Annotated in this window: 16 protein-coding genes; 7 read left to right on the top strand and 9 right to left on the bottom strand. The window is 70.4% G+C overall.

Annotated features, from left to right (window positions below):
* Positions 1-112 precede the first annotated feature (112 nt).
* Entirely contained in the window at positions 113-1,054 is a 942-nt protein-coding gene (locus ACFQRD_RS06605) for a glycosyltransferase (RefSeq protein ID WP_377018454.1), read from the top strand.
* Here the strand turns inward: ACFQRD_RS06605 and ACFQRD_RS06610 are convergent.
* The gene (locus ACFQRD_RS06610; protein WP_377018455.1) at positions 1,027-2,049 is read right to left on the bottom strand and encodes a glycosyltransferase family 2 protein; all 1,023 of its coding nucleotides are present in this window, start codon (positions 2,047-2,049) and stop codon (positions 1,027-1,029) included. The genes ACFQRD_RS06605 and ACFQRD_RS06610 overlap by 28 nt on opposite strands.
* A gap of 150 nt (positions 2,050-2,199) precedes the next feature.
* Positions 2,200-4,374 (bottom strand): hypothetical protein, encoded by a 2,175-nt coding sequence (locus tag ACFQRD_RS06615; protein WP_377018456.1) that lies wholly within the window; start codon positions 4,372-4,374, stop codon positions 2,200-2,202.
* Positions 4,375-4,458: 84 nt separating this feature from the next.
* Here ACFQRD_RS06615 and ACFQRD_RS06620 point away from each other — a divergent pair, with 84 nt between their 5' ends.
* The 3 genes from ACFQRD_RS06620 (at position 4,459) to ACFQRD_RS06630 (ending at position 8,680) form a co-directional block, all read left to right on the top strand.
* On the top strand, positions 4,459-4,836 hold the full coding sequence (locus tag ACFQRD_RS06620; protein WP_377018457.1) for an L-rhamnose mutarotase: 378 nt from the start codon (positions 4,459-4,461) through the stop codon (positions 4,834-4,836).
* Between the two features lie 93 nt (positions 4,837-4,929).
* Positions 4,930-6,255, top strand: a complete 1,326-nt coding sequence (locus ACFQRD_RS06625; protein WP_377018458.1) for an MFS transporter — start codon at positions 4,930-4,932, stop codon at positions 6,253-6,255.
* Positions 6,256-6,310: 55 nt separating this feature from the next.
* A complete protein-coding gene (locus ACFQRD_RS06630) occupies positions 6,311-8,680 on the top strand; it encodes an alpha/beta hydrolase fold domain-containing protein (RefSeq protein ID WP_377018459.1) in 2,370 nt (789 codons plus the stop codon).
* Positions 8,681-8,701: 21 nt separating this feature from the next.
* Here ACFQRD_RS06630 and ACFQRD_RS06635 read toward each other — a convergent pair whose 3' ends face one another.
* The 7 genes from ACFQRD_RS06635 to ACFQRD_RS06665 form a co-directional block, all read right to left on the bottom strand.
* The gene (locus tag ACFQRD_RS06635; RefSeq protein ID WP_377018460.1) at positions 8,702-10,672 is read right to left on the bottom strand and encodes a glycoside hydrolase family 43 protein; all 1,971 of its coding nucleotides are present in this window, start codon (positions 10,670-10,672) and stop codon (positions 8,702-8,704) included.
* 108 nt (positions 10,673-10,780) lie between these two features.
* Entirely contained in the window at positions 10,781-12,073 is a 1,293-nt protein-coding gene (locus ACFQRD_RS06640) for a D-arabinono-1,4-lactone oxidase (protein ID WP_377018461.1), read from the bottom strand.
* 31 nt (positions 12,074-12,104) lie between these two features.
* Positions 12,105-13,613, bottom strand: a complete 1,509-nt coding sequence (gene araA, locus ACFQRD_RS06645) for an L-arabinose isomerase (protein WP_377018463.1) — start codon at positions 13,611-13,613, stop codon at positions 12,105-12,107.
* Positions 13,614-13,991: 378 nt separating this feature from the next.
* Positions 13,992-15,893, bottom strand: a complete 1,902-nt coding sequence (locus ACFQRD_RS06650; RefSeq protein ID WP_377018464.1) for a BCCT family transporter — start codon at positions 15,891-15,893, stop codon at positions 13,992-13,994.
* 298 nt (positions 15,894-16,191) lie between these two features.
* Positions 16,192-16,911, bottom strand: a complete 720-nt coding sequence (locus ACFQRD_RS06655) for an L-ribulose-5-phosphate 4-epimerase (protein WP_377803602.1) — start codon at positions 16,909-16,911, stop codon at positions 16,192-16,194.
* Between the two features lie 47 nt (positions 16,912-16,958).
* Positions 16,959-18,608 (bottom strand): xylulokinase, encoded by a 1,650-nt coding sequence (locus ACFQRD_RS06660; protein WP_377018466.1) that lies wholly within the window; start codon positions 18,606-18,608, stop codon positions 16,959-16,961.
* Between the two features lie 106 nt (positions 18,609-18,714).
* Positions 18,715-19,737: a LacI family DNA-binding transcriptional regulator gene (locus tag ACFQRD_RS06665; RefSeq protein ID WP_377803603.1), complete on the bottom strand. Its 1,023-nt coding sequence runs from the start codon at positions 19,735-19,737 to the stop codon at positions 18,715-18,717.
* Positions 19,738-20,340: 603 nt separating this feature from the next.
* Here ACFQRD_RS06665 and chvE point away from each other — a divergent pair.
* The 3 genes from chvE to mmsB all read left to right on the top strand — a co-directional run bounded on the left by chvE (position 20,341) and on the right by mmsB (position 24,307).
* A complete protein-coding gene (gene chvE / locus ACFQRD_RS06670; protein WP_377018468.1) occupies positions 20,341-21,492 on the top strand; it encodes a multiple monosaccharide ABC transporter substrate-binding protein in 1,152 nt (383 codons plus the stop codon).
* Positions 21,493-21,574: 82 nt separating this feature from the next.
* The gene (mmsA, locus tag ACFQRD_RS06675; protein ID WP_377793650.1) at positions 21,575-23,116 is read left to right on the top strand and encodes a multiple monosaccharide ABC transporter ATP-binding protein; all 1,542 of its coding nucleotides are present in this window, start codon (positions 21,575-21,577) and stop codon (positions 23,114-23,116) included.
* A gap of 9 nt (positions 23,117-23,125) precedes the next feature.
* The gene (mmsB, locus tag ACFQRD_RS06680; protein ID WP_377018470.1) at positions 23,126-24,307 is read left to right on the top strand and encodes a multiple monosaccharide ABC transporter permease; all 1,182 of its coding nucleotides are present in this window, start codon (positions 23,126-23,128) and stop codon (positions 24,305-24,307) included.
* Positions 24,308-24,514: the final 207 nt, after the last annotated feature.

Raw genomic sequence — 24,514 nt, forward strand, 5'->3', positions numbered from 1 at the left:
GCGGAGGACCCTCGAAGGGTGGCGAATCCGCGTGTACTCTCGGCCTCACAGCGCACCGACGGCTCGTGAGCCCGACGCTCGCGATCGGTGCACGGGGAGAGGCGGCGGGGCCATGTCAGATCGCACTGCTGTGCCGGTGATCAGCGTGATCATCCCGGTGTTCAACGGGGAGGCGACGATAGATGCGCAGCTCGATGCGCTCGCCGCCCAGCCCTTCGACCTGCCCTGGGAATTGCTGATCGCCGACAACGGGTCCCGCGACCGGACGCGGGAAGTGGTGCTCGCGCGGCGCGCGAGGTTCCCGGCGCCGCTGCGGGTTCTCGACGCCGGGGCGCGGAAGGGGGTCGCCCACCCGCGCAACGCCGGCGTGCTCGCCGCCCGTGGCGCAGCGGTCGCGTTCTGCGATGCCGATGACGTGGTCGGGCCCAACTGGCTGGCCGGGGCCCACCGCGGGCTGCAGGAGCACGACGTGGTCGGCGGGCCGATCCGACGACTCACCGAACCCTTCGACCCGGACTCCGAACTGCTCGGATTCGACTCCGTCTCCGACGGGGAGATGGTGGGCAGCAACATCGCGATCCGGCGCGACATCTACCTGGCGGCCGGTGGGTTCGAGGAGGCCTGGCGCCGTTACGGACGCGAGGACTACGAGTTCGGAGTGCGGCTGCGCTCCCACGGTGCCCGGTTCGGCCGTGACCCCGACATGCTGAACTACTACCGCCTCGTCGAGGATCAGTGGAAGTTCACCCGCAAGATCTACGCCAGCGGCCGGTCGGACGTCGACGTGTGGCGTCGGCATCCGGAGGTCTTCCCTGGGCGGCTGGGGCGCGGAGCCGTGCTGCGCGAGTCCCTCTCCCTGCCGTGGAACCTGCTGCGGGCAGGACGCTCCGGTGGCCACCGCCGGATGGCCCGCACGGTCGTCGACCTCGCCGCTCACGCCCGGGAACTGCTGCCGCCCCAGAGGCCCATGCCGCCACCGGTGCTGATCGAGGAGACGACCCCGCCTCGCGAGATCGACGGCGATGCTCAGCCCTTCCGGGCATCGCGCCAGTGAAGCGCGCGCCGGTGTGCCGCCGGTGAGAGCTTCACCAGCGCCCAGGACCCGGCCTCGGCGCGGTGGCCGCCCCGCAGGAGTGCGAGAAGACCGCCGAGCGTGATGCGGCTGCGCGCCCAGTCCGTCACCTCGCGCCGCAGCGCGGAATCCTGTTGCTGCCGGGCCGCCTTGTGCAGGATGTGGGTGACGTTGTGGCGCTCGAGCTCCTGGTACAGCTCCTCGGCCTCCGCCGCGGGGAAGGTCTGCTGCAGCGTGGGGCGGACGATGGCCGGTACTCCGACCAGGTCCCACACCGACTCGCTCAGTCCCCCCGAGGTGGAGTCCGGGCTGATCGTGTACCGGTACAGCGGCTCGGACAGGTAGGCCACGGTGCGGGCGCGGGCGAACAGCCGGGCGACGAGCACGAAATCCGAGTAGGTCTCGCCGTCCGGGGCCCGGAGGGGTTCCGGGTCGCCGTGGCCCGGCCGGGTCCCGTTGCGCTCGGTCCGGCCGAGGGCGGTGCGCCACAGCATGTGCTGACTGCCCACGATCCGGTTGTGGATGAGGGCGGCCAGCGCCTCGGTCCCCGTCGAAAGTCCCGCCGGCGGGTCGAAGGGCAGCGGCCCCAGCTCCTTGCCGCCGCGCACCGCCATCAGCGGAAGCATCACCACGTCGGCCTCCGCGTCCTCGCCCTCGGCCAGGAGCGCCTCGAGGTAGCTCGGCTCCACGATGTCGTCGGCGTCGACGAACGTGATCCACTCGCCCCGGGCACGGTCGAGAGCGTGATTGGTGACCCGGGCGTAGCCTCCGTTGGCCGGCCGGCGATCCACGACGATCCGCGGGTCATCGGGAAGCTCGGAGGCGTCGGGCACCGGATCCCGACGCGACCCGTCGTCGATCAGGAGGATCTCGATCTCCTCCACGCTCTGGGCGAGGACGGACTCCAGCGTGGGCCGCAGCTGGGACCCCGCCTCGTAGCAGGCGATGACCACGGTGGCTCGGGGTGTGGTGCTCATGCGCGATCACCGCTCGCGAGATGGCGGGGGCCGGAGATTCCAGCGCCGGAGAGCATTCGGCATGGCCGCGGCGCGCTGAGGAGGTCCATGGGCGTCAGTGTCGCACCCCGGTGGTGGGTGCGCTGGGCGTTCGGGAAGCGGGAGCGGATCTCAGGGGGCCGGGATGAAACCCTCCGCACGCACCGCCCAATGCGGCGGAAACCCGGGATGCGGGCGCTGCGGGCCGTCGTCCCAGCCCCCGGCCATGAGGGCGACGGCAGCGAGCAGGCCACCGTTGCCGGGCAGGTACAGCGGCAGCGAGTCCGACTGCCGGTTGTGCCCGTTGACCAGCACCTGGTTCTTCGTGGTCCGGGTGAGGAGGAAGTCCACGGCATCGTCGGGCATTCCCAGGCGGGCCGCGGTCATGGCGAGCACGGGGTAGTCCCAGCCCCAGGTGCTGCCCAGATCCCATCGCGCCAGCACATCCTGGAGCGTCGCCCGCATGACGTGCGGATCCACTCGCGACGTCTCCGGCAGCACGCCGAGCGCGCAGAGCATCGAGGGGTGGTCCTCGTAGATCGTCCACGGGTCGCCCTCGATCGCCGGATACAGTCCGTCGCGGACCACCGGCGCGATGATGCCGTCTCGGACCTCGATCCAGGCCCGCGGCACCTCCACGCCGAGCCGGGCGTTCCAGGCGCAGGCGACGTCGAGCGCCCAGTGCCAGTAGACGAGCTCGAACGCCGGGTTGCGCACGGCGCGGCGCACATCGGCGTAGCTCTCCTGCGCGGGGATGAGCGGGGAGGGGAGCTCGTAGCCGCGCTCGGTGCGCTCCGGATAGGAGGCCATGAAGTCGGCCGTCTCCGTGACGATCTCGTGGAGCTCGGTGAGCACGTCCGGCACTCCGCCGGCCCGGCGCAGGAGCTCGGCCAGGTAGATCGGGTGGGGCTGCTGCCAGATCAGGAAGGGGCCGATCCCGCTGGGCGTCTCCTCCCCCTCCGGGCCGACCTGCTTCGGCCATCGTGCCCCGTCGTATCCCTGCAGGGCGGCCATCTCGCGGGCTCGAGGCAGGATCGAGCGGTACCACCCCATGCTCCGGTGCAGCAGCTCCGGCCTGCCCCACATCGGGAAGTGCGCGGCGTGCCACCAGTGCATCTCCAGGTGCGACTTCCCGCGCCACGAGTTGCACACCAGACCGGTCTCCTGCGGCGGCATCCGCCCGGAGCAGTTGACCGCGGTCAGGTACTGGGACAGCACCACTCGCCGTTCGAGCTCGTGGGCGCGAGGGTCATCGACATCTCCCAGGTCGAGCGCTGCTCCCGAATCCCAGAACGTGCGCCAGTGCGCGGTGCTGCGGCGGCGGACGGTCTCGACATCCGGCAGCGGCTGGGTCGGCGCGGAGGCGCCGGGGGTGAACTCCACGACGATCTCGGCGACCGGGCCCGGCGTCGTGAGGCGGAATTCGTGGTCATCGGCGGCGTCGAGACGGGCGCCGGACTCGGGACGGGCGTGCTCCCCTCCGGTGTTCTCGGGGCGCCCGTCCTGGCCGCGTTCGTCGTGAGGCTCGTCGGCCCGGAGCCTGGCCTGATACGTGGTCGCGTCGAGCTCACGAGCCAGCACCCAGTCATCCTGGCCCACCGGGGTGCAGGTGGTGCGGTGCCGCTCCGGGGCGGTCCAGTCCTGGGCGTTGTGCCAGTCCTGGCTCCCGTAGCTGAAGGCGAGGCCGACGGCGAGGCGGTTCCCGAGGCCCGCGGACCGGATCCGCAGCGCCAGCAGGTCGCGGTGAGGATCGCAGAGTGTCTCCACCTCCACGGGGATACCGGCGATCTCCACCAGACTGTGGATGCTCCCGGTCAGCAGGGATAGCTGCTGACGGACCGTGCGGACGTCAGCGTCGTGGAGAGGCTTGCCGTCCAGCAGGAACCCGATCCTGCCCAGATCGAGCCGATGCGGATTCCCGCGCAGCAACCGGTCCCGGTCGCTCTCCCCGTCGTGGTGCCCGCCCTGCAGGTCCACGTACGGAACGGATCCGTGCGGGGCGTCATAGGCGGTCAGAGCATCGCGCCACGAGTACCTCGCGGCCTCGGGCATGCTGTGCCACCCCCAGGTCGACTGCGTGCCCAGCAACGTCCCCGGTGGGCCCGACGATTCGCGCGGCGCCACGGGGTACGCCCCGGGGAGGGACTGCAGCCCGGTCACATCGACCGTGACGGCGAAGTCGCCGTTCCCGACGGTCAGCGGTGCGGCGGGGTCGAGCTCGGTGAGCACGACGTCGTGGCGGCCGACGACGGCGCGACGGTCGATCGGCCGGGCAGGGCCGGTGGACGACGGGTTGCTCGGCTGCATGCCTGGACCATACGTCAGAGGAAAGCGGTTGACACTCCGCATGGAACGATTCAGAATTCATGGGCCTGCGACGAAGGAGTCTTGATGCCCGCTGCTGCGGAACCGGTCCGACCCGACCTCGACACCCTGCTGACCACCACGGACGCCCGCAGCCCCTCCCGCTGCTGCTTCCTGCTCCACGTGCGCCCCGAGCGGCTGGCCGAGTACGTCGAGGTCCACCAGCGGGTGTGGGAGGAGATGCGCGAGGCTCTCACCGCGGCCGGGTGGCGCAACTACTCCCTGTTCCTGCGGCCGGAGGACGGCATGGTCGTCGGATACTTCGAGGCCGACGACGTCGACGCCGCCCAGGACGCCATCGCCCGCACCGACGTGGCCGCCCGCTGGGAGGAGACGATGAGGGAGTACTTCGCCCCCGGCGGCGGCGACAAGCAGGTCCTCCCGCAGTACTTCTACCTGCCCTGACGCCTGTCGCAGGCGCCGCGGCGACCACCCGCGACCCCCTGGGATCCCGGCCCGAAGACCCGGGCTCCCGCCCCGAGCACTCGAAGGAGAGACATGCCGGATGACGACCGAGCCGCGACGGACGTCGCCGGGCCCCGGCCCGGAACCGTCCACGGCTGGAAGGCGACGATCGCCGTGGCGATGTCGAACTACATCGAAGCCGGTTCCATCATCGCCCTGGCCACCAGCCTCACCCTGTGGCAGGAGTTCTTCGGCTTCTCCGACTGGACCGTCGGCCTGGTCGCCGCGCTGTCGGCCAACGCGTTCGGCGCCGCGATCGGTGCCGCGATCGGTGGTCCGCTCGGTGACCGCTACGGCCGGAAGTTCATCTACACCTATGACCTGGTGCTCTACATGGTCGGCACCCTGCTGGTCGTGTTCGCCACCCAGGCATGGATGCTCGTGGTGGGCGTGGTCCTGACCGGCATCGCCGTCGGCGCCGGGGTCCCCGTCGCCTGGACCTACATCGCCGAGCAGGCGCCCCGGCTGCGGCGCGCACGGCACGTGGGCACCGCCCAGCTCGCCTGGTCGCTGGGCCCTGCGGTGGTGTTCGCGATCGCCACCGCGCTGGTCCCCCTCGGTGTGCTCGGAACCCGGATCGTCTTCGCCCACCTCTTCGTGATCGCCCTGGTCACCTGGTGGGTGCGGCGCGGCCTGGCGGAATCGACGATCTGGACGGCGCAGAAGGACGATCGCGACGCGGCCACCTCGCGGGGCGAGACCGTGCGGCACCGGGGGCTGCGCGAGCTCCTCTCCCACCCCCGCAACGTCAAGGCGCTGCTGTTCCTCATCGGCGTCTACACCCTGTGGAACACCGTGGCCGGCCAGATGGGCATCTTCATGCCCCGGGTGTATCAGACGGCCGGCGTCGAGAACCCCGCGAACCAGAACCTGCTGCAGGTGCTGCTGTGGACCATGACGGTCGTGGCCACCTACTTCGGGTTCATGCTGCTGGGGGACAGGATCGACCGGCGCCTGCTGTACGGCATCGGCGCCGCGCTGGGGATCATCGCCTGGGTTCTGCTGGTCTTCACCCACGTCACGATGCCTTTGCTGATCATGTTCGCCGTGATCTGGGGCGTCTCCGCCGGCATCGGCGCCCAGGCGTTCTATGCCCTGTGGACGGCCGAGATGTTCGCGACGCCCTACCGCGCCAGCGCCCAGGGCGTGCTGTTCTTCATCGCCCGCATCGCCGTGGGACTGCTGAGCTACTTCTTCCCGACGCTGCTGGCGCTGCAGGGCGTGGCATTCGTCGGCACGATCATGATCGTGCTGCTGGTCGGCTCGCTGCTGATCGGGGTGATCGGGGCGCCGGACACGCGCGGCAAGAGCCTCGAGCAGATCGAGGAAGAACGCTACGGAGCGCGGGTCCAGCCATGAGAATGCCCAGTGAGGCGCGGGCCGCGCAGCGTCCCGCCGAGAGGAGACAGCGACTGTGAACACCACGTCGACGCAGGTCATCAACCGCAACGGAGCCTGGTGCTGGTTCCAGGACGAACGCGCCCTGGTCGATGCCGAGAAGGGGGTCCTGGTCGTCGGCTCGGTCGCCTCCGGCGGCGGCGAGCACGGCCACCGGCGCAAGGGAGACGTGGATCTGACAGTCGTGGACCTGGCCTCCGGGCGGGCCGACGTCGTCACTCTGCACCCCGGCCTGGAGGCCGATGACCACAACGCCCCCGCGCTGTTCCACCGGCCCGACGGTCGCTGGCTCGCCGTCTACACCCGGCACAAGAGCGACCCCTTCACCCGCTGGCGGGTGAGCGCCCCGGGCGACCCCACCACGTGGGGTGAGGAGCGGACCTTCGACTGGAGCGAGCACACCGCGGGCGGCGGCGTCACGTACTCCAACTTGCGCGAGGTCGACGGCCGCCTGTACTGCTTCGCCCGGGCCGTGAACGACGATCCCTGCGCCCTGGTCTCCACCGACCACGGAGAGAGCTGGCAGTACGCGGGCCGGCTCGTCGGCCGCCCCAAGATCGGCTACGTCAACGGCTACGCCCGCTACGCGGACGGCCAGCGCGGCCTGCACCTCCTGGTCACCGACCACCACCCGCGCGACCACGACAACTCGATCTACCACGGCTATCTCTCCGGCGGCCGGCTCCACGACAGCCGGGGCCGCGCGCTGGAGTCCCCGCTGCTGAGCGAGCCCGCACCGGATCAGGCGCTGCTGACCACGGTCCTGGAGGCCGGCACCGAGCTCGGCGGCGCACGCCTCGGCCACGCGTGGACCACAGACCTCCGCGAGGCCGACGGGACGCTCGCGGCCGTGATGACGGCCCGCGCCGACCACGTGGCAGCGCCCGACGGCTCGGATCTCGGCCGCAACGTCGAGGTCCCCGACCTGCGGTTCGTCTACGCCCGCCTCGGGGCCGACGGGACCTGGGGCACCTCGCCGCTGGCCAAGGCAGGCCCCGGACTGCTGCCTCACGAGCAGGACTACACCGGCCTGGCCGCGATCGATCCCTACGACGTCGATACCGTCGTCATCTCCACGCCCATCGACCCGCGCGATGACGCCCGCCTCGCCCGGCGCGAGCTGTTCGAGGGACGCACCGAGGACGAGGGCCGCAGCTGGCGATGGACCCCGCTCACCCAGGACTCCGAGGTCGACAACCTGCGCCCGATCATCGCCCCCGGCGACCCGGAGACCACGCGTCTGCTGTGGTTCCGCGGCGACATGCGCTCCTCACAGGACTACGACTGCGAGATCGCCCTGCGCAGCACGCCACGGCGCCGCGCGAGGTCCGAGGAATCGGCTCCCGCCGCGGAGACCGCCACCTCGGAGGCCGCCACCTCGGAGGCCGCCACCGCGGAGACCGCTACCGCGGAGACGGCCATGGTCGCGCGACTCAGCACGCTGCGCGGCCACGCCACCTGGGACGAGGCCGGGCAGGACGCCCAGCGCGCCTGGGAGGCCCCGTACGGGCCCGCCGAGCAGTGGCCGCTCACCGTGGAGGACCGCCTGCTGCCCGGGCCGCACGGTCGGGTGCCGGTGCGGCTGTACACCCCGCAGGCCCCGGCCACCGGCCCACGCCCCTGCCTGGTGTGGCTGCACGGCGGTGCCTTCGTCCACGGTGACCTCGACATGCCCGAGGGCGACCACGTGGCGCGCGGCGTCGCGGGCCGGGCCGACGCGGTCGTGGTCTCCGTCGACTACCGCCTGTGCGATCAGCCCGACGGCACGCCCGCGCGAGGGTTCCCCGACGGTCCCGGCCACGTCCATGCCCCGATCCCCCTGGACGATGCGTGCGCGGCCATGGCGTGGGTGCGGAAGAACGCGGAGAGCCTCGGCATCGACCCGGCCCGGATCGCGATCGGCGGTGCCAGCGCGGGCGGTGCCCTGGCCGCGGCCGGGTCGCTTCGGCTGGCCGAGGAGGGCGCACCACCGGCGGCGTCCCTGCTGATGTACCCGGTGGCGCATCCGCTGATGCCGGAGGCGACCCCCGAGGAGGCCGAGGCGCTCGCCGCCACGCCGGAGATGCTCAGGTTCCCGCCCGAGCGGATGCGGGAGATGTCCGAGAACTATCTCGGCGGGCCGCTGCCGGAGGCGAGCCCGTACGAGTTCCCAGGACTGGCGAGCCGCGAGCAGCTGGCCGTGCTGCCCCGCACTTACCTCGAGGCCGACGAGTTCGACGACCTGCGCCTCAGCGCCCGCCGCTATGCCGAGCAGCTGCGCGAGGCCGGGGTCGACGTCGAGTACGTCGTCTGTCGCGGCGTCTCCCACGGGCATCTGAACAAGGTGGGCCTGCCGCAGGCCTTCGCCTCGATGGACACGATGGCGAAGCTGCTTGGCGAACTCTGAGTGCGGCGGGGCCGCTCGCTCTCACTCCCGGATCACAGCCACCCAGCTGACCTGGATGTCCGGTGACCGTGTCGGATGCAGGGTCAGCGTGATCGCTCCGGAGGCGTCGGGCCGGATCCCGGTGTACGCCGCCGCCTCCGCGGTGCCGGTGAACAACCGCTGCGTCTCGGTGACCTCGCCGTTGACGCGCACCTCGGCGGCTCGGTTCGCCCACGGCCAGGGGTCGTAGTAGCCGACGTGGACCGCATAGCTCGCCTCGTCGAGGTTTCCGAACCGGTAGGTGAGGTCATCGTGATCGGTCCCGTAGCGCAGTGAGCGGTCCATCGAGTCCGTCGCGCTGCCCGAGGACTGCGAGCGACCCTCATAGCCCCACCGGGCGCCGGTGCCGGGATCCGTGCCGAAGGGCTGATCCGCCGCCGAGTTCCGCAGCGGTCGGCCCGACGCCTCCTGGCGCAGTGCGAGGTAGTCGCTGGTCTCCGCCCCGCCGGCGTTGACCAGGTAGGCGATGTGGTGGGGAGCAACCAGCACCAGCCGGCGCAGCGTCAGGCCCTCGGGCCCCGCCAGGGTGCCGGTGACTTCGACCTGCCCGGGGCGGTCGAGCTCGGCCTGCCAGCTCACGTGGCGCGTCTCCGCAGCGCTCCCGTCAATGTGCAGTCGTGCGGTGCGCGGCAGGCGCTCGGTCTGGCCGAAGCGGACGGAGGCCGGCATTCGCGCCTCGACGGTGTAGACGGGCTGGGCAGGCTGATCCTCCCAGCTCCAGCTCTCCTCCCAGAGGATCGAGGTCTCGGTGCCCTCGCCGAAGCGCATGGGCAGCCACACGTAGGGGGAGCCGGCGAGGTCGGAGGGCGTCCAGCGGTCGCCCATGTAGATATAGACGCCGCGCTCGGGGTCGACAGGGATGACGCAGGTGCTCTGCGAGCCGTACGTGTCCGACGCTCCCTCACCGCTGATGGGGCTGCCGTGATCGGTCCACTCGCCGAGGATCTCCGTGGCCGTGGCGTACTGGGCCGGGTTCGGGTCCCAGCCCGTCGCGCCCGACGTGATCAGGTAGTACGTGCCCGCGCGCTTGAACAGGGCGGGCGCCTCGCGGTGGGCGCCGATGTAGGGCCGGGTGAAGTCCACGCCCTTGACCGCGTCCTCCGGGCCGGTGGCCAGGTACGTGAACTCCTCGTCGAGCCGGGAGATGAACAGCGAGTAGTTCTCCTCGCTGGAGTAGATGATGTACGCCGTGCCGTCGTCGTCGAGGAACAGGTTCATGTCCCGCGCCATCCCCGGGTTGTCCGGCTGGTAGTTCTCCTCGCCCTCGGGAGCGACGTGCAGACGGTAGCTGTCGATCCACCGGAACGGCCCGGTGGGGGAGTCGGCCACGGCCACACCCGCCCGCGCCTTGGCGTACTGCGCGTTGGACGTCTCGGACGGCCCGTCGGCGTGAACCCACATCACCCACGTCCCCCGAACCTCGTTGCGCAGGACCTTGGGTCGCTCGAGGATCGCGGGGTTCGCCTCGGTGTCGGGATCGTTGACCGTGACCAGGTCGCGGATCACCGCGGCCTTCTCGTCGTCGGTGTAGTCCCCGTACAGCGCGGTGAAGTACGGGTCGCTCTCGAGCTGGTCGGCGTGGTCGAGGGCGCGCAGCGCCAGCCCTTCGTCCTCCCAGGAGTACAGGTCGCGAGAGGAGTACACGTGGATGCCGGGACTGTCGTGGTACCCGTTCGAGCGGTCCTCGCCGTACCAGTAGTACAAGGGTCCCTCGGCGTCCGCGGTGACCAGCACCTGGCCACCGTGAGCCTGGATGATCTCGCCATCGGTGTCCTGCCACGGCTCGCCCGGGGAGAAGGAGCCCGCCGGATCCGGGGAGGGATCCTCGGCCCAGGCGGCGGTGGTGGCCAGGCCGGCCAGCGGTGCGGCGAGCAGAGCGCCGGTCAGGACGCGGCGGCGGGGAAGAGGTGTGGAGCGGTGCGGCACGGAGGACTCCTCGTCGAGTCGTGTCATTCGCCGGAAAGCGTTTTACCGTGCTCCACGGTAGCGCAGCGGAGCGGTGCCGTGGGCTGGAACCACGAGATCGATAGCGGTGGAGCCGGGAGCGACGTCGGTCTTCCCTCAGGCCCCCAGCAGGCGCTCGACGTAAGCGTTCGTGAACTTCCGGCCCGGATCGAGCCGGTCGCGCAGGGCGAGGAAGTCCGGCAGGCGCGGGTACTGCGCCCGCACGGTCTCAGGATCCAGGGTGAACACCTTGCCCCAGTGCGGGCGCGGTGCGAACGGGGCCAGGCGCTCCTCGATCTCCGGGAGCAGCGCGTCCACCTCTGCCGGCAGCTGCTTCCACGTGAAGTGCACGCACGCGCTGTCGCGCTGGTAGGCGGGGGAGAGCCAGAGCTCGTCGGCCGCGACGGTGCGCACCTCCGAGGCGTGCAGCAGAGGACGGATCCGCTCACCCAGCTCCGTCACGGCGGCCAGTGCCTCGCCCACCTGCTCGCGCGGGATGAGGTACTCCGACTGGATTTCCTCCCCGTTGCTCGGGGTGAACTCGAGCCGGAAATGGGGCAGGCGTTCATGGGACGGGCCGGGTTCGCCGGTCTGGTCGGTGGTGAAGTCCGCCGGCATGCCCGGCAGCGGGTGGACGGCCTCCAGGGCGCGCCGGCCACCGAGCCACGCATCGGGCAGTGGATCCTCGACGGCGGCGGACTGCTTGACCCAGGCCTGGGCGATGCGGCCGTCCCAGTGGTGGAACAGGCTCACGCTGTACCCGCCGGCGAGCATGGCCAGCAGATCCGCCGAGCCCATCCGGTCCGCGGGGAAGTCCAGGTGGACGCTCTGGCGCACCTCGAACGCGGGCACCAGGTCGAGGGTCAGGTGCGTGGTGATGCCGAGCGAGCCGAGGGCGAGGATCACCCCGCCGAAGATCTCCGGGTCCCGCTCGCGGGTGAGCTCGAGCAGGTCGCCGTCGGCCGTGACCATCTCGATCGACCGCACCGAGGCCGCCAGCGCGCGGTTGCCGTCGCCGGAGCCGTGGGTGCCGGTCGCGCTGGCCCCCGCCACCGAGATGTGGGGGAGCGAGCCCATGTTCGCCAGCGCCCACCCGGCCTCGGCCGCTGCCAGGGCCAGCTCGCCGTAGCGGACGCCGGCGCCGACGCGCGCGGTGCCGGCCGCGGAGTCGATGTCGATGTCCGCGGGCAGCTGCGCCAGGGTCACCAGGTCCGCGTCGCTCGCCGCGATCGCGGAGAAGGAGTGCCGTGTGCCCAGCGCCCGGATCCGCGGGGACGAGGTCACGAGCTCCCGGAGCTCCTCGAGCGATCTCGGGGCGTGCAGCGGGCCGGGACCGTAGTCGATGGTCCCCGACCAGCTCGAGCCAGGGGCCGTGAAGACCGGCTCGTGCCGGGGCTCGGGAGAGGTCATGCGCGCCACCTCGTCGTGTCGCCGGGCTGGCTCAGAAGCCCTGGCCGAGGCGGTAGAAGACCTGGTTGGTGCGCAGCTCCTGGGCGAAGGAGCGCACGGTCGTCTCCTCGTCGATGACGGCGAGCTCGAGGTCGCCGATCTGGGCGAGGTCCTGCCAGGTCTCCAGGTCCACGGCGTTGCTCATCACGGTGTGGTGGGCGGCGCCGGCGGTCAGCCAGCACTCGGCGGAGGTCGCGAAGTCCGGCGCGGGCTCCCACACGGCGCAGGCGACCGGCAGGTTCGGCAGCGCCTCGTCGGGCTCGACGACGTCGACGACGTTGGCGATCAGGCGGAAGCGCTCGCGCATGTCGCTCATGGCCACCACGACGGCCGGGCCGGCGTCGGCCGTGAACTTCAGCCGCACCGGGTCCTCCCGGTCGCCGATGCCCAGCGGATGAATCTCCAGAGAGGGCTTCGAGGTGGTCAGCGAGGGGGAGACCTCGAGCATGTGCGCGCCGAGGATCTTCTCCTTGCCGGGGGTGAGCTCGTAGGTGTAGTCCTCCATGAGGGAGGCGCCGCCGGGCAGGCCGTAGCCCATCACAGCGGCCACGCGCACCAGGATCGCGGTCTTCCAGTCGCCCTCGGCGCCGAAGCCGTACCCGTCGGCCATGAGGCGCTGGACCGCCAGGCCCGGCAGCTGCCGCAGCCCGCCGAGGTCCTCGAAGTTCGTGGTGAACGCGCCGAAACCGCCGGATTCGAGGAACGAGCGCAGCCCCAGCTCCTGGCGGGCGCCGTAGCGCAGCGACTCGTGGCGCTCGCCGCCGGCCCGCAGCTCGGGGGCGAGGTCGTAGAGCTCCTCGTACTCGGACACCAGGGCGTCGATCGCGGAGTCCTCGATGCCGTCGACGACCTCGACCAGATCGTTGACGCCCCAGGTGTTCACGGAGACGCCCAGGCGCAGCTCGGCCTCGGTCTTGTCGCCCTCGGTGACGGCGACGCCGCGCATGTTGTCCCCGAAACGGGCGAGCTTCAGCGAGTGCATCTCGGCCCAGCCGGTGGCGGCGCGGGCCCAGCGGCCCACCTTCGCCTGCACCGACGGATCGCTCGCGTGGCCGACGACGGTCTTGCGGTTCACGCCCAGGCGGGTGGCGATGTAGCCGAACTCGCGGTCGCCGTGGGCGGCCTGGTTGAGGTTCATGAAGTCCATGTCGATGCTGGACCAGGGCAGTTCGACGTTGGCCTGGGTGTGCAGGTGCAGCAGCGGTGTGCGCAGCGCGTCCAGACCCTGGATCCACATCTTGGCCGGGGAGAACGTGTGCATCCAGGCGATGACGCCGACGCAGGCGGGATCGGCGTTGGCGGCCAGGGCGACCTCGCGGATCGCGTCGCGGTCGGTCAGCACCGGCTTCCAGACGATCTTGACGGGGATGTCGCCCGCGGCGTCGAGCGTCTCGGCGATGGTGCGGGACTGGTCGGCGACCTGGTCGAGCGTCTCCGGGCCGTACAGGCCCTGGCTGCCGGTGAGGAACCAGATCTCGCGGGTCTCGAAGGGGTTGTCCACAGTGACTCCTCCAGGGAGAGAAAGAAGGGGCGGGGCGGATGCGTCGCAGGATGGGCCGCACCGCCAGGTGATACTTCTAGGGTGAACGTTCACATCGCGGGAGTCAAGCGGTGCGGGGCAAGCCCTGCCGGTCTGGGACGCCGTACGCCGATCGAGTCGCGAGTTATATGCGTTAACCGGCCCTGAAGTGCCAATAACTCGCGACTCGACCCACCGGACCCGGACCTGACCGCAGCTCCGGCCCCGCCACCTGAACACAGAAGGAGGCCGGCCCGAGTGGGCCGGCCTCCTTCATGCGCGAGACGTGGGGGAGTCGGTGTGCACGCCCGACGGGCGGAACCGCGAGGGCGCCGCTGCGGGCCTCACACCGACGTCATGTCACTCCGTGTCGGCGTCCGCCTCGCGGGACGTCGGGGCGGAGCCGCCGCGACCGCCCTCGGGCCGGCCACCGCTGCGGCGGGCGAAGGCTCCGCGAGTGCGTTCCAGGCGGTAGTCGATGCGGTCGTCGACGATCGACTCCAGCTCGCCGCTCTCGGCCAGGGAGGAGTTCACCTCTCCGGTCAGATGCGTGGTCAGGACTTCCAGGCGACGGATGCGCGCGTGCTCGGTGAGCACGGCGTGGTCGATGCCCAGCGCCTTGATCAGGGCCACGCACATCAGGATCAGGATGATGCTGAACGGCAGCGCGGTGATCAGCGAACCGGCCTGCAGCGCTTCGAGACCGCCCGAGAGAAGCAGGGCGATGGCCAGGAAGCCCTCGAGCAGCGCCCACAGGACGCGGGACCACACCGGCGGGTTCGGGTGGCCGCCGGAGGCCAGCATGTCCACCACCAGCGACCCGGAGTCCGAGGAGGTGATGAAGAAGATCGCGACCAGGATGATGGCCAGGATCGAGAGCAGGCCGGTCAGCGGGAAGCCCTCGAAGATCCGGAACATGGATGCCTCAGCGGTGACGTCCCCGAGGTCACCGGCACCGAACCACTGGCGGAACAGGCCGTTGCCGCCCCAGATGGAGAACCAGATCATGCCGACGAGCGAGGGGACCAGCAGCACGCCGGCGACGAACTCGCGCACGGTGCGGCCCTTGGAGATGCGGGCGATGAAGACGCCGACGAAGGGTGCCCAGGCGATCCACCAGCCCCAGTAGAACAGTGTGTTGCCGGAGAACCAGGACTGCGCCTCCTCGGAGCGGTTGTACGCGCCGACGTCGAGGGTCATGTGGAAGATGTTGGCGAAGTAGAAGCCCAGCGACTCGACGAAGTTCTGCGCCAGGAAGACGGTGGGCCCGAACACGAGCGCCACGATCATCAGCAGACCGGCCAGCGACAGGTTGATGTTCGAGAGCCACTTGATGCCGACGCCGACGCCGCTGACCACGGACAGCGTGGCCAGGAAGCTGATGATGACGATCAGCACGATGAGGAAGCCGTCGCCGGCGCCCTGGACCAGGCCGATCGCGTCGAGGCCGGCGGCGATCTGCTGGACGCCGAGGCCGAGGGACGTGGCGATGCCGAAGACGGTGCCGAAGATGGCCAGGACGTCGATGACGTCGCCGACCCAGCCCTTGACCCGCTCGCCGAAGATGGGCTCGAGCGCCCAGCGGATGGAGACGGGACGGCCGCGGCGGTGGATCGCGTAGGCCAGGGCGAGACCGATGATGGCGTACACGGCCCAGGGGTGCAGGCCCCAGTGCATGAAGGTCTGGGCCATGGCCAGACCGGAGAGCTCGACGCCCTCACCCTCCCAGGTGGGCTTGACGTTGTTGGTGGTGTAGCCCAGCGGTTCGGCGACGCCGTAGAAGACGAGGCCGATGCCCATGCCGGCCGCGAACAGCATCGCGAACCAGGAGAAGAGGGGGAACTCGGGCTCGTCGTCGTCGCGGCCCAGACGGATCCCGCCGTAGGGGGTGATGGCCAGGATGATCGAGAAGACGACGAACAGGCCGATGATGAGCATGTAGTACCAGCCCAGATCGGCCACGATCCAGCCCTGGACGCCGGCCATCACCGTGTCGGTGGTGGCCGGGAACAGGACCGCCAGCAGCGCCACGGCCAGGATGATGATCAGCGCGGGCCAGAACACGGCGGGCGCGATGGTGCCCTTGCCGATGCGGGCACCCTGACGGCGCAGCTTCTCCGTGATGGCCTCATCGCTGTCGTCGTCGGCGATCTGGAGGCTGCGGGGCAGGTGCACGGTCTCCGGCAGGTCCTCCGGCCACGCGGTCGGGTCGGACGCCGGCGAAGGGTCGCCTCCGCCTGCTTGGTTCTCGGGGGCGCTCATGTCCATCCGTTCTCTCGAGGTCAGTTACCGGCCCAGCTTGGTCAGTTCCCAGTCGATCTTCAACCCTGAAACGGGCAGGCATGCTATAAGCGGTGCGCGACCGGTGCAGGTCACGCGGCAGATCAGGGCGAAGCGCGGGTCGCTCGCCCGTCGAGCATGTCACACGCCAGGCGGATTCAGCACGGGATGAGCGGACCTCGGACCCCCGCAGTCCGGGTGGTCGGGCCCGGATAGGCGTGTCTCGGGACACAGGCGCCCGGTGGCGACGCAACCACCCGGGACAGGGTGACGTCGACTCTCAGCGCTGGCCGTAGACGTTCTGGTAGCGGTCGTAGAGCGCGTCGATGATGGCCGGCTCGATGGGCAGCGGATCGCCGAGCTGCATCGAGACGTGCACCGTACGCGCGACCTCTTCGCACATCACGGCGGCCTTGACGGCATCGCGCGCGTCCTTGCCGATCGTGAAGGGGCCGTGGTTCTGCATCAGCACCGCGCGGGAGCGGGAGCCGCGGAGCGTCTCGACGATGCCGCGGCCGATGGAGTCGTCCCCGATCACGGCGAACGGGCCGACGGGGATCGGGCCGCCGAACTCGTCGCCCATCATCGTCAGCACGCAGGGGATCTCCTGGCCGCGGGCGGCCCAGGCGGTGGCATAGGTGGAATGGGTGTGGACCACGCCGCCCACCTCGTCCATGTGCTCGTACACGTAGGCGTGCGCCGCGGTGTCCGACGAGGGCACCAGGGTCTCCGGGGTGCCGTCGTCGATCTTCGCGCCGTCCAGCGTGCACACGACCATGTTCTCCGGGGCCAGCTCGTCGTAGGAGACCCCTGACGGCTTGATGACGAACAGCCCCGGCACCTCGGGGCCGGTGGCGGCGACGCGCTCGGAGACGTTGCCGGCGGTCCAGACCACCAGTTCGTTCCGGGGCAGCTCGGCGTGCAGGGCCGCGACGCGCTCGCGGGCGGCGGCCACCGCGTCCTGGGTGGGCTGCGGCAGTTCGGTGAGGGTCAGCGGCACGGGGACTCCTTGGTCAGAGGCGGTCGGATGGGAACGGGACGGGGCGCTCAGTCGAGGACCTCGCCGGCCAGTCGCTCGACCTGCAGGCCGGTGCGGTAGCCGGCCAGCCACTTGGCATGGCCGGCCATGCCGTCGGGGTCCGGGTCCAGGGTCGAGAGCTCCTGGGAGGCGAAGACATGCGTGGCCAGGAAGTCGTGGAGGGATTCCTGGTCCCGCCCCGCGGCGGTGTGCGCGGTGTGGGCGGCCAGCAGCGCCATTCCCCAGGCTCCGCCCTCGCCGGCGGACTCGCCGACGGCCACCGGGGTGGCGATCGCGTCGGCGAGGACCTGCTGGGCCACGCCCTGGGTGCGGAAGATGCCGCCGTGGGCGTACATCACGTCCAGCTGCACGCCCTCGTCCTTCAGCAGCGCCTCCATGCCCACCGCGAGCGCCCCGAAAGCGCCGTAGAGCTGGGAGCGCATGAAATTCTCCAGGGTGAAGCGGGCTTCCTGCTCCCGCACGAGCAGGGGCCGTCCCGAGGGGACGCCCGTCTGGTGCTCACCGGAGACGTAGTTGTAGGACAGCACGCCGCCGGCGTCGGGATCGCCCTGGCCGCCGGCGCCGAACAGTGCGCCGAAGAGCTCCTCCGGGCCGACGGGGTGGCCGGTCAGCTCGGCGAAGCGCGAGAACAGCCCCAGCCAGGCGTCGAGGTCGGTGGTGCAGTTGTTGGTGTGGATCATCGCCACCGGATTGCCCGACGGCGTGGTGACCAGGTCGATCTCCTCGCGCGGGCCGGACAGCGGCCCCTCCAGCACCACCATCGCGAAGGCGCTGGTGCCGGCGCTGACATTGCCGGTGCGGGGTGCGATCGCGTGCGTGGCGACCATGCCGGTGCCGGCGTCGCCCTCGGGAGGAGCGGCGACGGCCCCGGGCTGCAGCGAGCCGGAGGGGTCCAGCAGGGCGGCCCCCTCGACGGTCAGGGAGCCGGCGTCCTGCCCGGCCACGAGCACCTCGGGGAGGATGTCGGGCAGGGACCACGGCAGCTCCGTCACGCCGTCGAGGGCTGCGAACCGCTCCAGCTGCTCGGGGTCGAAGCGGTCCCCCGAGGCGGCGATCGGGAACATGCCGCTGGCATCGCCCACGCCGAGCGCCTTGCGGCCGGTGAGCTGCCAATGCACGTATCCGGCCAACGTCGTCAGGAAGTCGATCCGGGGCACGTGGTCCTCGCCGTGCATCACCGCGTGCATCAGGTGGGCGACGCTCCAGCGCAGCGGGATGTTCAGCTCGAAGGTGCGGCTGAGCAGCGCTGCGGCGTCGGCCGTGTAGGTGTTGCGCCAGGTGCGGAACGGGGCCAGCTGCTCGCCGTCGGCGTCGAAGGGGAGGTAGCCGTGCATCATCGCGGAGATGCCGATGCTCGCCAGTCGGGTGAGCTCGACGTCGTGGCGTTCGCGCACGTCCCGCGCGAGGTCGGCGTAGCAGGCGCGGATGCCGTCCCAGGTGGCATCGAGGGAGTACGTCCAGCTGCCGTCGACGAGCTCGTTCTCCCACGCGTGCGAGCCGGTGCCGATCACTGCGCCGGCATCGTCGACCAGGGCGGCCTTGATGCGGGTCGATCCCAGCTCGAGGCCGAGGTGGGCGCGACCGTCGGCGACGAGGGCGGCGGGGCTCGCGGCGGAGCTGGGGGTGTGGTGTGCTGAGGACACGGCATCGTGCGTCATGACACCAGCCAACCAGCCCCAGCACGCGGTGTCAACGTTCACATCCGGTGTGTCCCTCAGGCGTCTCCGGGCGCCGCGGGATGACTCGCGGCAGCGGTCGGGGCTCTCAGTGGGTGCGCTCGGCGCCGGTGGAGCGCCGCACCACCAGCCGCGGCGGCAGGGTGCAGGGGGTGCCGGCGGGCACGTCCTCGCCGTCGAGGAGATCCAGCAATCGGCCCAGGGCCACTCGTCCCAGTTCGGCGAAGGGCTGGGAGACCGTGGTCAGGGACGGGATCAGGAACTCGGCCCCGAGGGTGTTGTCGAACCCGACGACCGCGACGTCCTCGGGAACGCGCAGCCGGTGCTCGTGCAGGGCATGCAGGACGCCGATGGCCATCATGTCGTTGGCGGCGAAGATCGCGTCCGGCAGGCCGCGCGCGATCAGAGCGGTCGTCAGGTCGTAGCCCGAGCGCGGCGTCCAGTCCCCGGGGCCGACGATCTCGCCGTCGAGGTCATGCTGCTCGAGCGCCAGGTCGAAGCCGTCGCGGCGGGCACGGGCGTCGAACCAGTCCGCGGGGCCCGCGGCGTGGACCACCGAACGGGCACCGGTCCCGGCGAGGTGCTCGACGATCTGCATCGCGCCGAGCTGCTGATCGACCCCGACCACACGCACGTCCGGCACTCGGGGAGCCTGCGCCGAGACCGCCAGGACGGGGGTGTGGCGGGCCACCGCGGCCACGGCGGGGACCATCGCCTCATGGGCGGCCACCACCAGGATCCCGTCGGCCCCGGAGCCCACCAGCTCGGCGCCGACGGAGCGGTCCTCGGCATCGCCAGGGCCGACGGTCGTCAGCAGCACCGAGTAGCCGGCTTCGCGGGCGGCGGTCTCGATCGCCGTGGTGGTCTCGGCCGGGCCGAAGAGGGAGGACCCGTCGGTGAGAACCCCGATGAGGGAGGAGCGCGTGGTCTTCAGGGCTCGCGCGGCGCGATTGCGGGTGTACCCGAGCGCGGCGATCGCCTCTTCCACCCGGGACCTGGTCTCCGGTCGGACGATCTCCGGCTCGTTGAGCACTCGGGAGACGGTCTGGTACGAGACGCCGGCGCGTGCGGCGACGTCGGCCATCGAGGGGCGGCGGGCCGGGGTGGTCATCCTCGTTCCTTCCGTCCGGCGGGTTCTGTGTGCGGGCCCTGCCCGCGGGGCTCTGCGGGCTCCGGCCTGCGAGCTCTGGCTCACGGGGCCACGGCCGAGGGGGACGACGGCCGGCATGCGCCGGTCACCGGTCATCGCGGGCCCGGTCGGAGATTCGTCCACCATGACGTCCGCCGTGATGTGAACGTTAGCATCCGGCGCCCCGGTGGCGCACTCGAACCGCGACGCCGAGGGGTCGGCGTCGGCGCGGAGGGGAGGTCCGCATGCAGACGGCGGCTGTCGATCCGCCCCGACCCGGGCGCTGACCAGCGGAAAGGGCATTCCCTGCACCGTCGGCCGGGTCGTTGCCGAGTTGTGACCGCAGCGGTCACTGTCTTCCTTGACATCTGCTTGAATGTGAACGTTAGCATTCGAGACGTTCCGCACCGCACCGGGTCGGAACGCATCGAGCACGGGCCCGTCCGGGGCCCGCACAGTCCCCGCCGACGACAGGTCGGCGTCTCCGGTCGGCGAAGTCGCCTGCCGGGGTGGTCGCATGGCAGCGGCCCCGGGGCGAACCCACCTGCTGCAGGTTGCAGACGGCGATTTCGAGGAGGAAACACCATGTACAACCGGAGAAGCTTCATGCTGGGAGCTGCGGGCAGTGCGGCCGCGCTCACCCTGGCGGCCTGCGGCGGAGAGGGCGCCGGTTCCGGCGGTCCCGACCCCGAGGCGGACCCCAGTGACCTGACCGTCGGCGTCGCGATGCCGACCCAGACCTACGAGCGCTGGGTCAAGGACGGCGACAACATCAAGGCGGGCCTGGAGGACAAGGGCTACACCGTCGACATGCAGTACGCCGACGACGACATCCCCACCCAGCAGCAGCAGATCGACCAGATGATCACCTCGGGCGTCGCCGCTCTGCTCGTCGCCTCGATCGACGGCGCCTCCCTGTCGGCCCAGCTGGACGCCGCCGCGTCGGCCGGTATCCCGGTCATCGCCTACGACCGCCTGCTGACCGACAGCGAGAACGTCGACTTCTACGTCACCTTCGACAACTACGAGGTGGGGGTCAACCAGGCCAACGCCCTGCTGTACGGGCTCGGCTTCCTGGATCAGGAGTTCAACGAGGCCCCGGAGGCCCCGGAGGGACCGCTGAACGTCGAGCTGTTCGCCGGGTCGCTCGACGACAACAACGCCCACCTGTTCTGGCAGGGCGCCATCGACACGCTCCAGCCCTACTTCGACGACGGCCGGCTCGTCGTCCCGTCGGGCCAGATGGACATCGAGCAGGCCGCCACCCAGCGCTGGGAGCAGGAGACCGCCCAGACGCGCATGGAGAACCTGCTGACCACGCACTACAACGGCGGCGAGGAGCTGGACGGTGTGCTCGCCCCGGCCGACCCGCTCTCCCGCGGCATCATCAACGCGCTGCAGAACGCCGGCCTCGGCCCCACCATCGAGGAGGGTCTGCCCGTGGTGACCGGGCAGGACGCCGAGATCGCCTCGATCAAGCTGATCGCCGACGGCGTCCAGCACTCGACGATCTTCAAGGACACCCGCGATCTCGCCGAGCAGGCCATCGTCGCCGCCGAGGCGTTCCTGAAGGGCGAGGAGCCCGAGGCCAACGACACCGAGACCTACGACAACGGGGTGAAGGTCGTGCCGTCGTACCTGCTCGAGGTGCAGATGGTCCTCGCCGAGAACTACGAGGAGATCATGGTCGACTCCGGGTACTACACCGAGGAGCAGGTCGAATCCGGCCAGCTCTGAGCCGGCCACCACTGGAGCACTGAGGCGAGGGTCCGGCCATGCCCACCGGCAGGCCGGGCCCTCCCGCCCGAAGGAGGGCCCATTGAACGATCACATCCTCGAGATGCGGTCCATCACCAAGCGATTCCCCGGCGTCACCGCCCTCAAGGATGTGTCCCTGACGGTGCACGAGGGCGAGATCCACGCCATCTGCGGCGAGAACGGCGCCGGCAAGTCCACCCTGATGAAGGTGCTCTCCGGTGTCGAGCCGGCCGGCACCTACGACGGCGAGATCCACTTCCGGGGCCGCCCCGTCAGCTTCTCCTCGGTCAACGACTCCGAGGCCGAGGGCATCGTGATCATCCATCAGGAGCTCGCCCTGGTGCCCCACCTGTCCGTCGCCGAGAACATCTTCCTGGGCAACGAGCAGGCCAGGGGTGGGATCGTCAGCTGGCACGAGACCAACGCGCGCGCCGCCGAACTGCTGGCGCGCGTGGGCCTGGACGAGAACCCGGTGACGCCCGTCGGCAACCTCGGCGTGGGCAAGCAGCAGCTGGTCGAGATCGCCAAGGCGCTCTCGAAGAACGTCCGCCTGCTGATCCTCGACGAGCCGACGGCCGCACTGAACGACGACGACTCCGAGCATCTGCTGGGTCTCATCCGCGGCTTGCGGGACGAAGGCGTGACCAGCATCATCATCTCCCACAAGCTGGGGGAGATCGCGGCGATCGCCGACTCCACGACGGTCATCCGTGACGGCTCGACCATCGAGACGATCGACATGCGCGTCGCCGAGGACCAGCAGACCACGCTGATCCCGCGCCTGATCAAGGGGATGGTGGGCCGCGACATGGACCACCTCTTCCCCGAGCGCCACGCCGAGATCGGCGAGGAGATCTTCCGGATCGAGGACTGGCACGTCACCCATCCCACCCAGCCAGGACGCACCGTCGTCGACGGGGCGTCGCTGAACGTCCGCGCGGGCGAGGTGGTCGGCATCGCCGGCCTCATGGGAGCCGGCCGCACCGAGCTCGCGATGAGCGTGTTCGGCCACTCCTACGGTCGGGACATCTCGGGCACGGCCTACATGCACGGCAAGCCCGTGCGGATGCGCTCGGTCGCCGACGCGATCGATCAGGGCATCGCCTACGTCTCCGAGGACCGCAAGCAGTACGGACTGAACCTGATCCAGGACATCCGCACCAACGTCACCGCGGCGGGGCTGGGCAAGGTCAGCAGGGGCGGCTGGATCGACTCCAACCAGGAGATCGCGGTCGCCGAGAAGTACCGCTCCTCGCTGAACATCAAGACGCCGACGGTCCTGTCCCTGGTCGGCAAGCTCTCCGGCGGCAACCAGCAGAAGGTGGTGCTCAGCAAGTGGCTGTTCACCGAGCCCGAGCTGCTGATCCTCGACGAGCCCACCCGCGGCGTCGACGTCGGCGCGAAGTACGAGATCTACACGATCATCAATCAGCTCGCCGAGGCCGGCAAGGCCATCATCGTCATCTCGTCGGAGCTGCCCGAAGTCATGGGCCTCTCCGACCGCATCTACACATTGTCCGTGGGCCGGATCACCGGTGAGATCCCCGCCCAGGACGCCACGCAGGAGCGCCTCATGGAGCTCATGACCATGGAGAGGGAGTGAACACGCCTCATGGCGGGAACCTCTGACCTCAAGGAACTGCTGACGCGCAACATGCGTCAGAGCGGTATCTACATCGCGTTCGTGCTCATCGTCGTGCTGTTCACGATCCTCACCGGGGGAGCGCTGCTGAGCCCCGGCAACCTGACCAACCTGGTGCTGCAGTACTCCTACATCCTGATCCTCGCGATCGGGATGGTGCTGATCATCGTCGCCGGGCACATCGACCTCTCCGTGGGTTCGGTGGTCGCCCTGACCGGCGCGGTCTCGGCCGTCGTGGTGATCGGCAACGGGATGCCCTGGTGGATGGGCGTCCTGGCGGCGCTGGGCACCGGCGTGCTGGTCGGCCTGTGGCAGGGCTTCTGGGTGGCGTTCGTCGGCATCCCCGCCTTCATCGTCACCCTCGCGGGCATGCTCATCTTCCGCGGCATGACCATGCAGGTCCTCGGCAACGTCTCCCTCTCCCCGTTCCCGAACGAGTATCAGTACATCTCCGGCGGCTTCCTCAACGGCCTCATGGGCGGGTACGGGTACGACGCGTTCACGCTGTTCCTCGCGGCCGCGCTGGTCGTGGTCTTCGTGATCCAGCAGTACCGCGGGCGTCTGGCGAAGCTGAAGTACAGCCAGCCCGTCGAGGCCCTGTGGCTGTTCATTCTGAAGAACATCCTGGTCGCGGCCGTGGTCATGGCTTTCGCCTGGCAGCTCGCCAACGCGCGCGGCCTGCCGGTGGTGCTGATCCTGCTGGCCGCGCTGATCCTGATCTACGGATTCGTCAGCCAGCGCACCATCATCGGTCGCCACGTCTACGCCATGGGCGGCAACCTCCAGGCCGCGAAGCTCTCCGGCGTCAAGACCCGGCGCGTGAACATGCTGCTGTTCATCAACATGGGCCTGCTCTCCGCAGTGGCGGGCATCGTCTACTCGGCGCGCTCGAACAGCGCGCAGCCGGGTGCCGGCGAGATGTTCGAGCTCGACGCGATCGCCGCGGCGTTCATCGGTGGTGCGGCCGTGACCGGTGGCATCGGCAAGGTCCAGGGCGCGATCATCGGCGGCCTGATCATGGCCGTGATGTCCAACGGCATGCAGATCATGGGCATCCACCAGTCCACGCAGTCCGTCGTCCGCGGCGTGGTGCTCGTCCTCGCCGTCGCCTTCGACGTGTGGAACAAGAAGCGGGCATCTGCGGGAAGCTGAGCAGCTGAGTAGCTGAGTAGCTGAGCAGCGGGAAGCTGAGTAGCTGACCAGCTGACCAGCTGACCAGCTGAGTAGCTGGTTCAGCGACCAGTTGAGCCGTGGCAAGAAGGTGTAGCTGAGCGGACCGTGACCCCTCGCAGAGAGGGTCGCGGTCCGCTCAGCTACATGTTTGTGCCAGGCCGCCGGGACAGAGCCGGCATCGCCGGG

The organism is Brachybacterium sp. GCM10030268, from assembly GCF_042666305.1.
Classification (GTDB): Bacteria; Actinomycetota; Actinomycetes; order Actinomycetales; family Dermabacteraceae; genus Brachybacterium.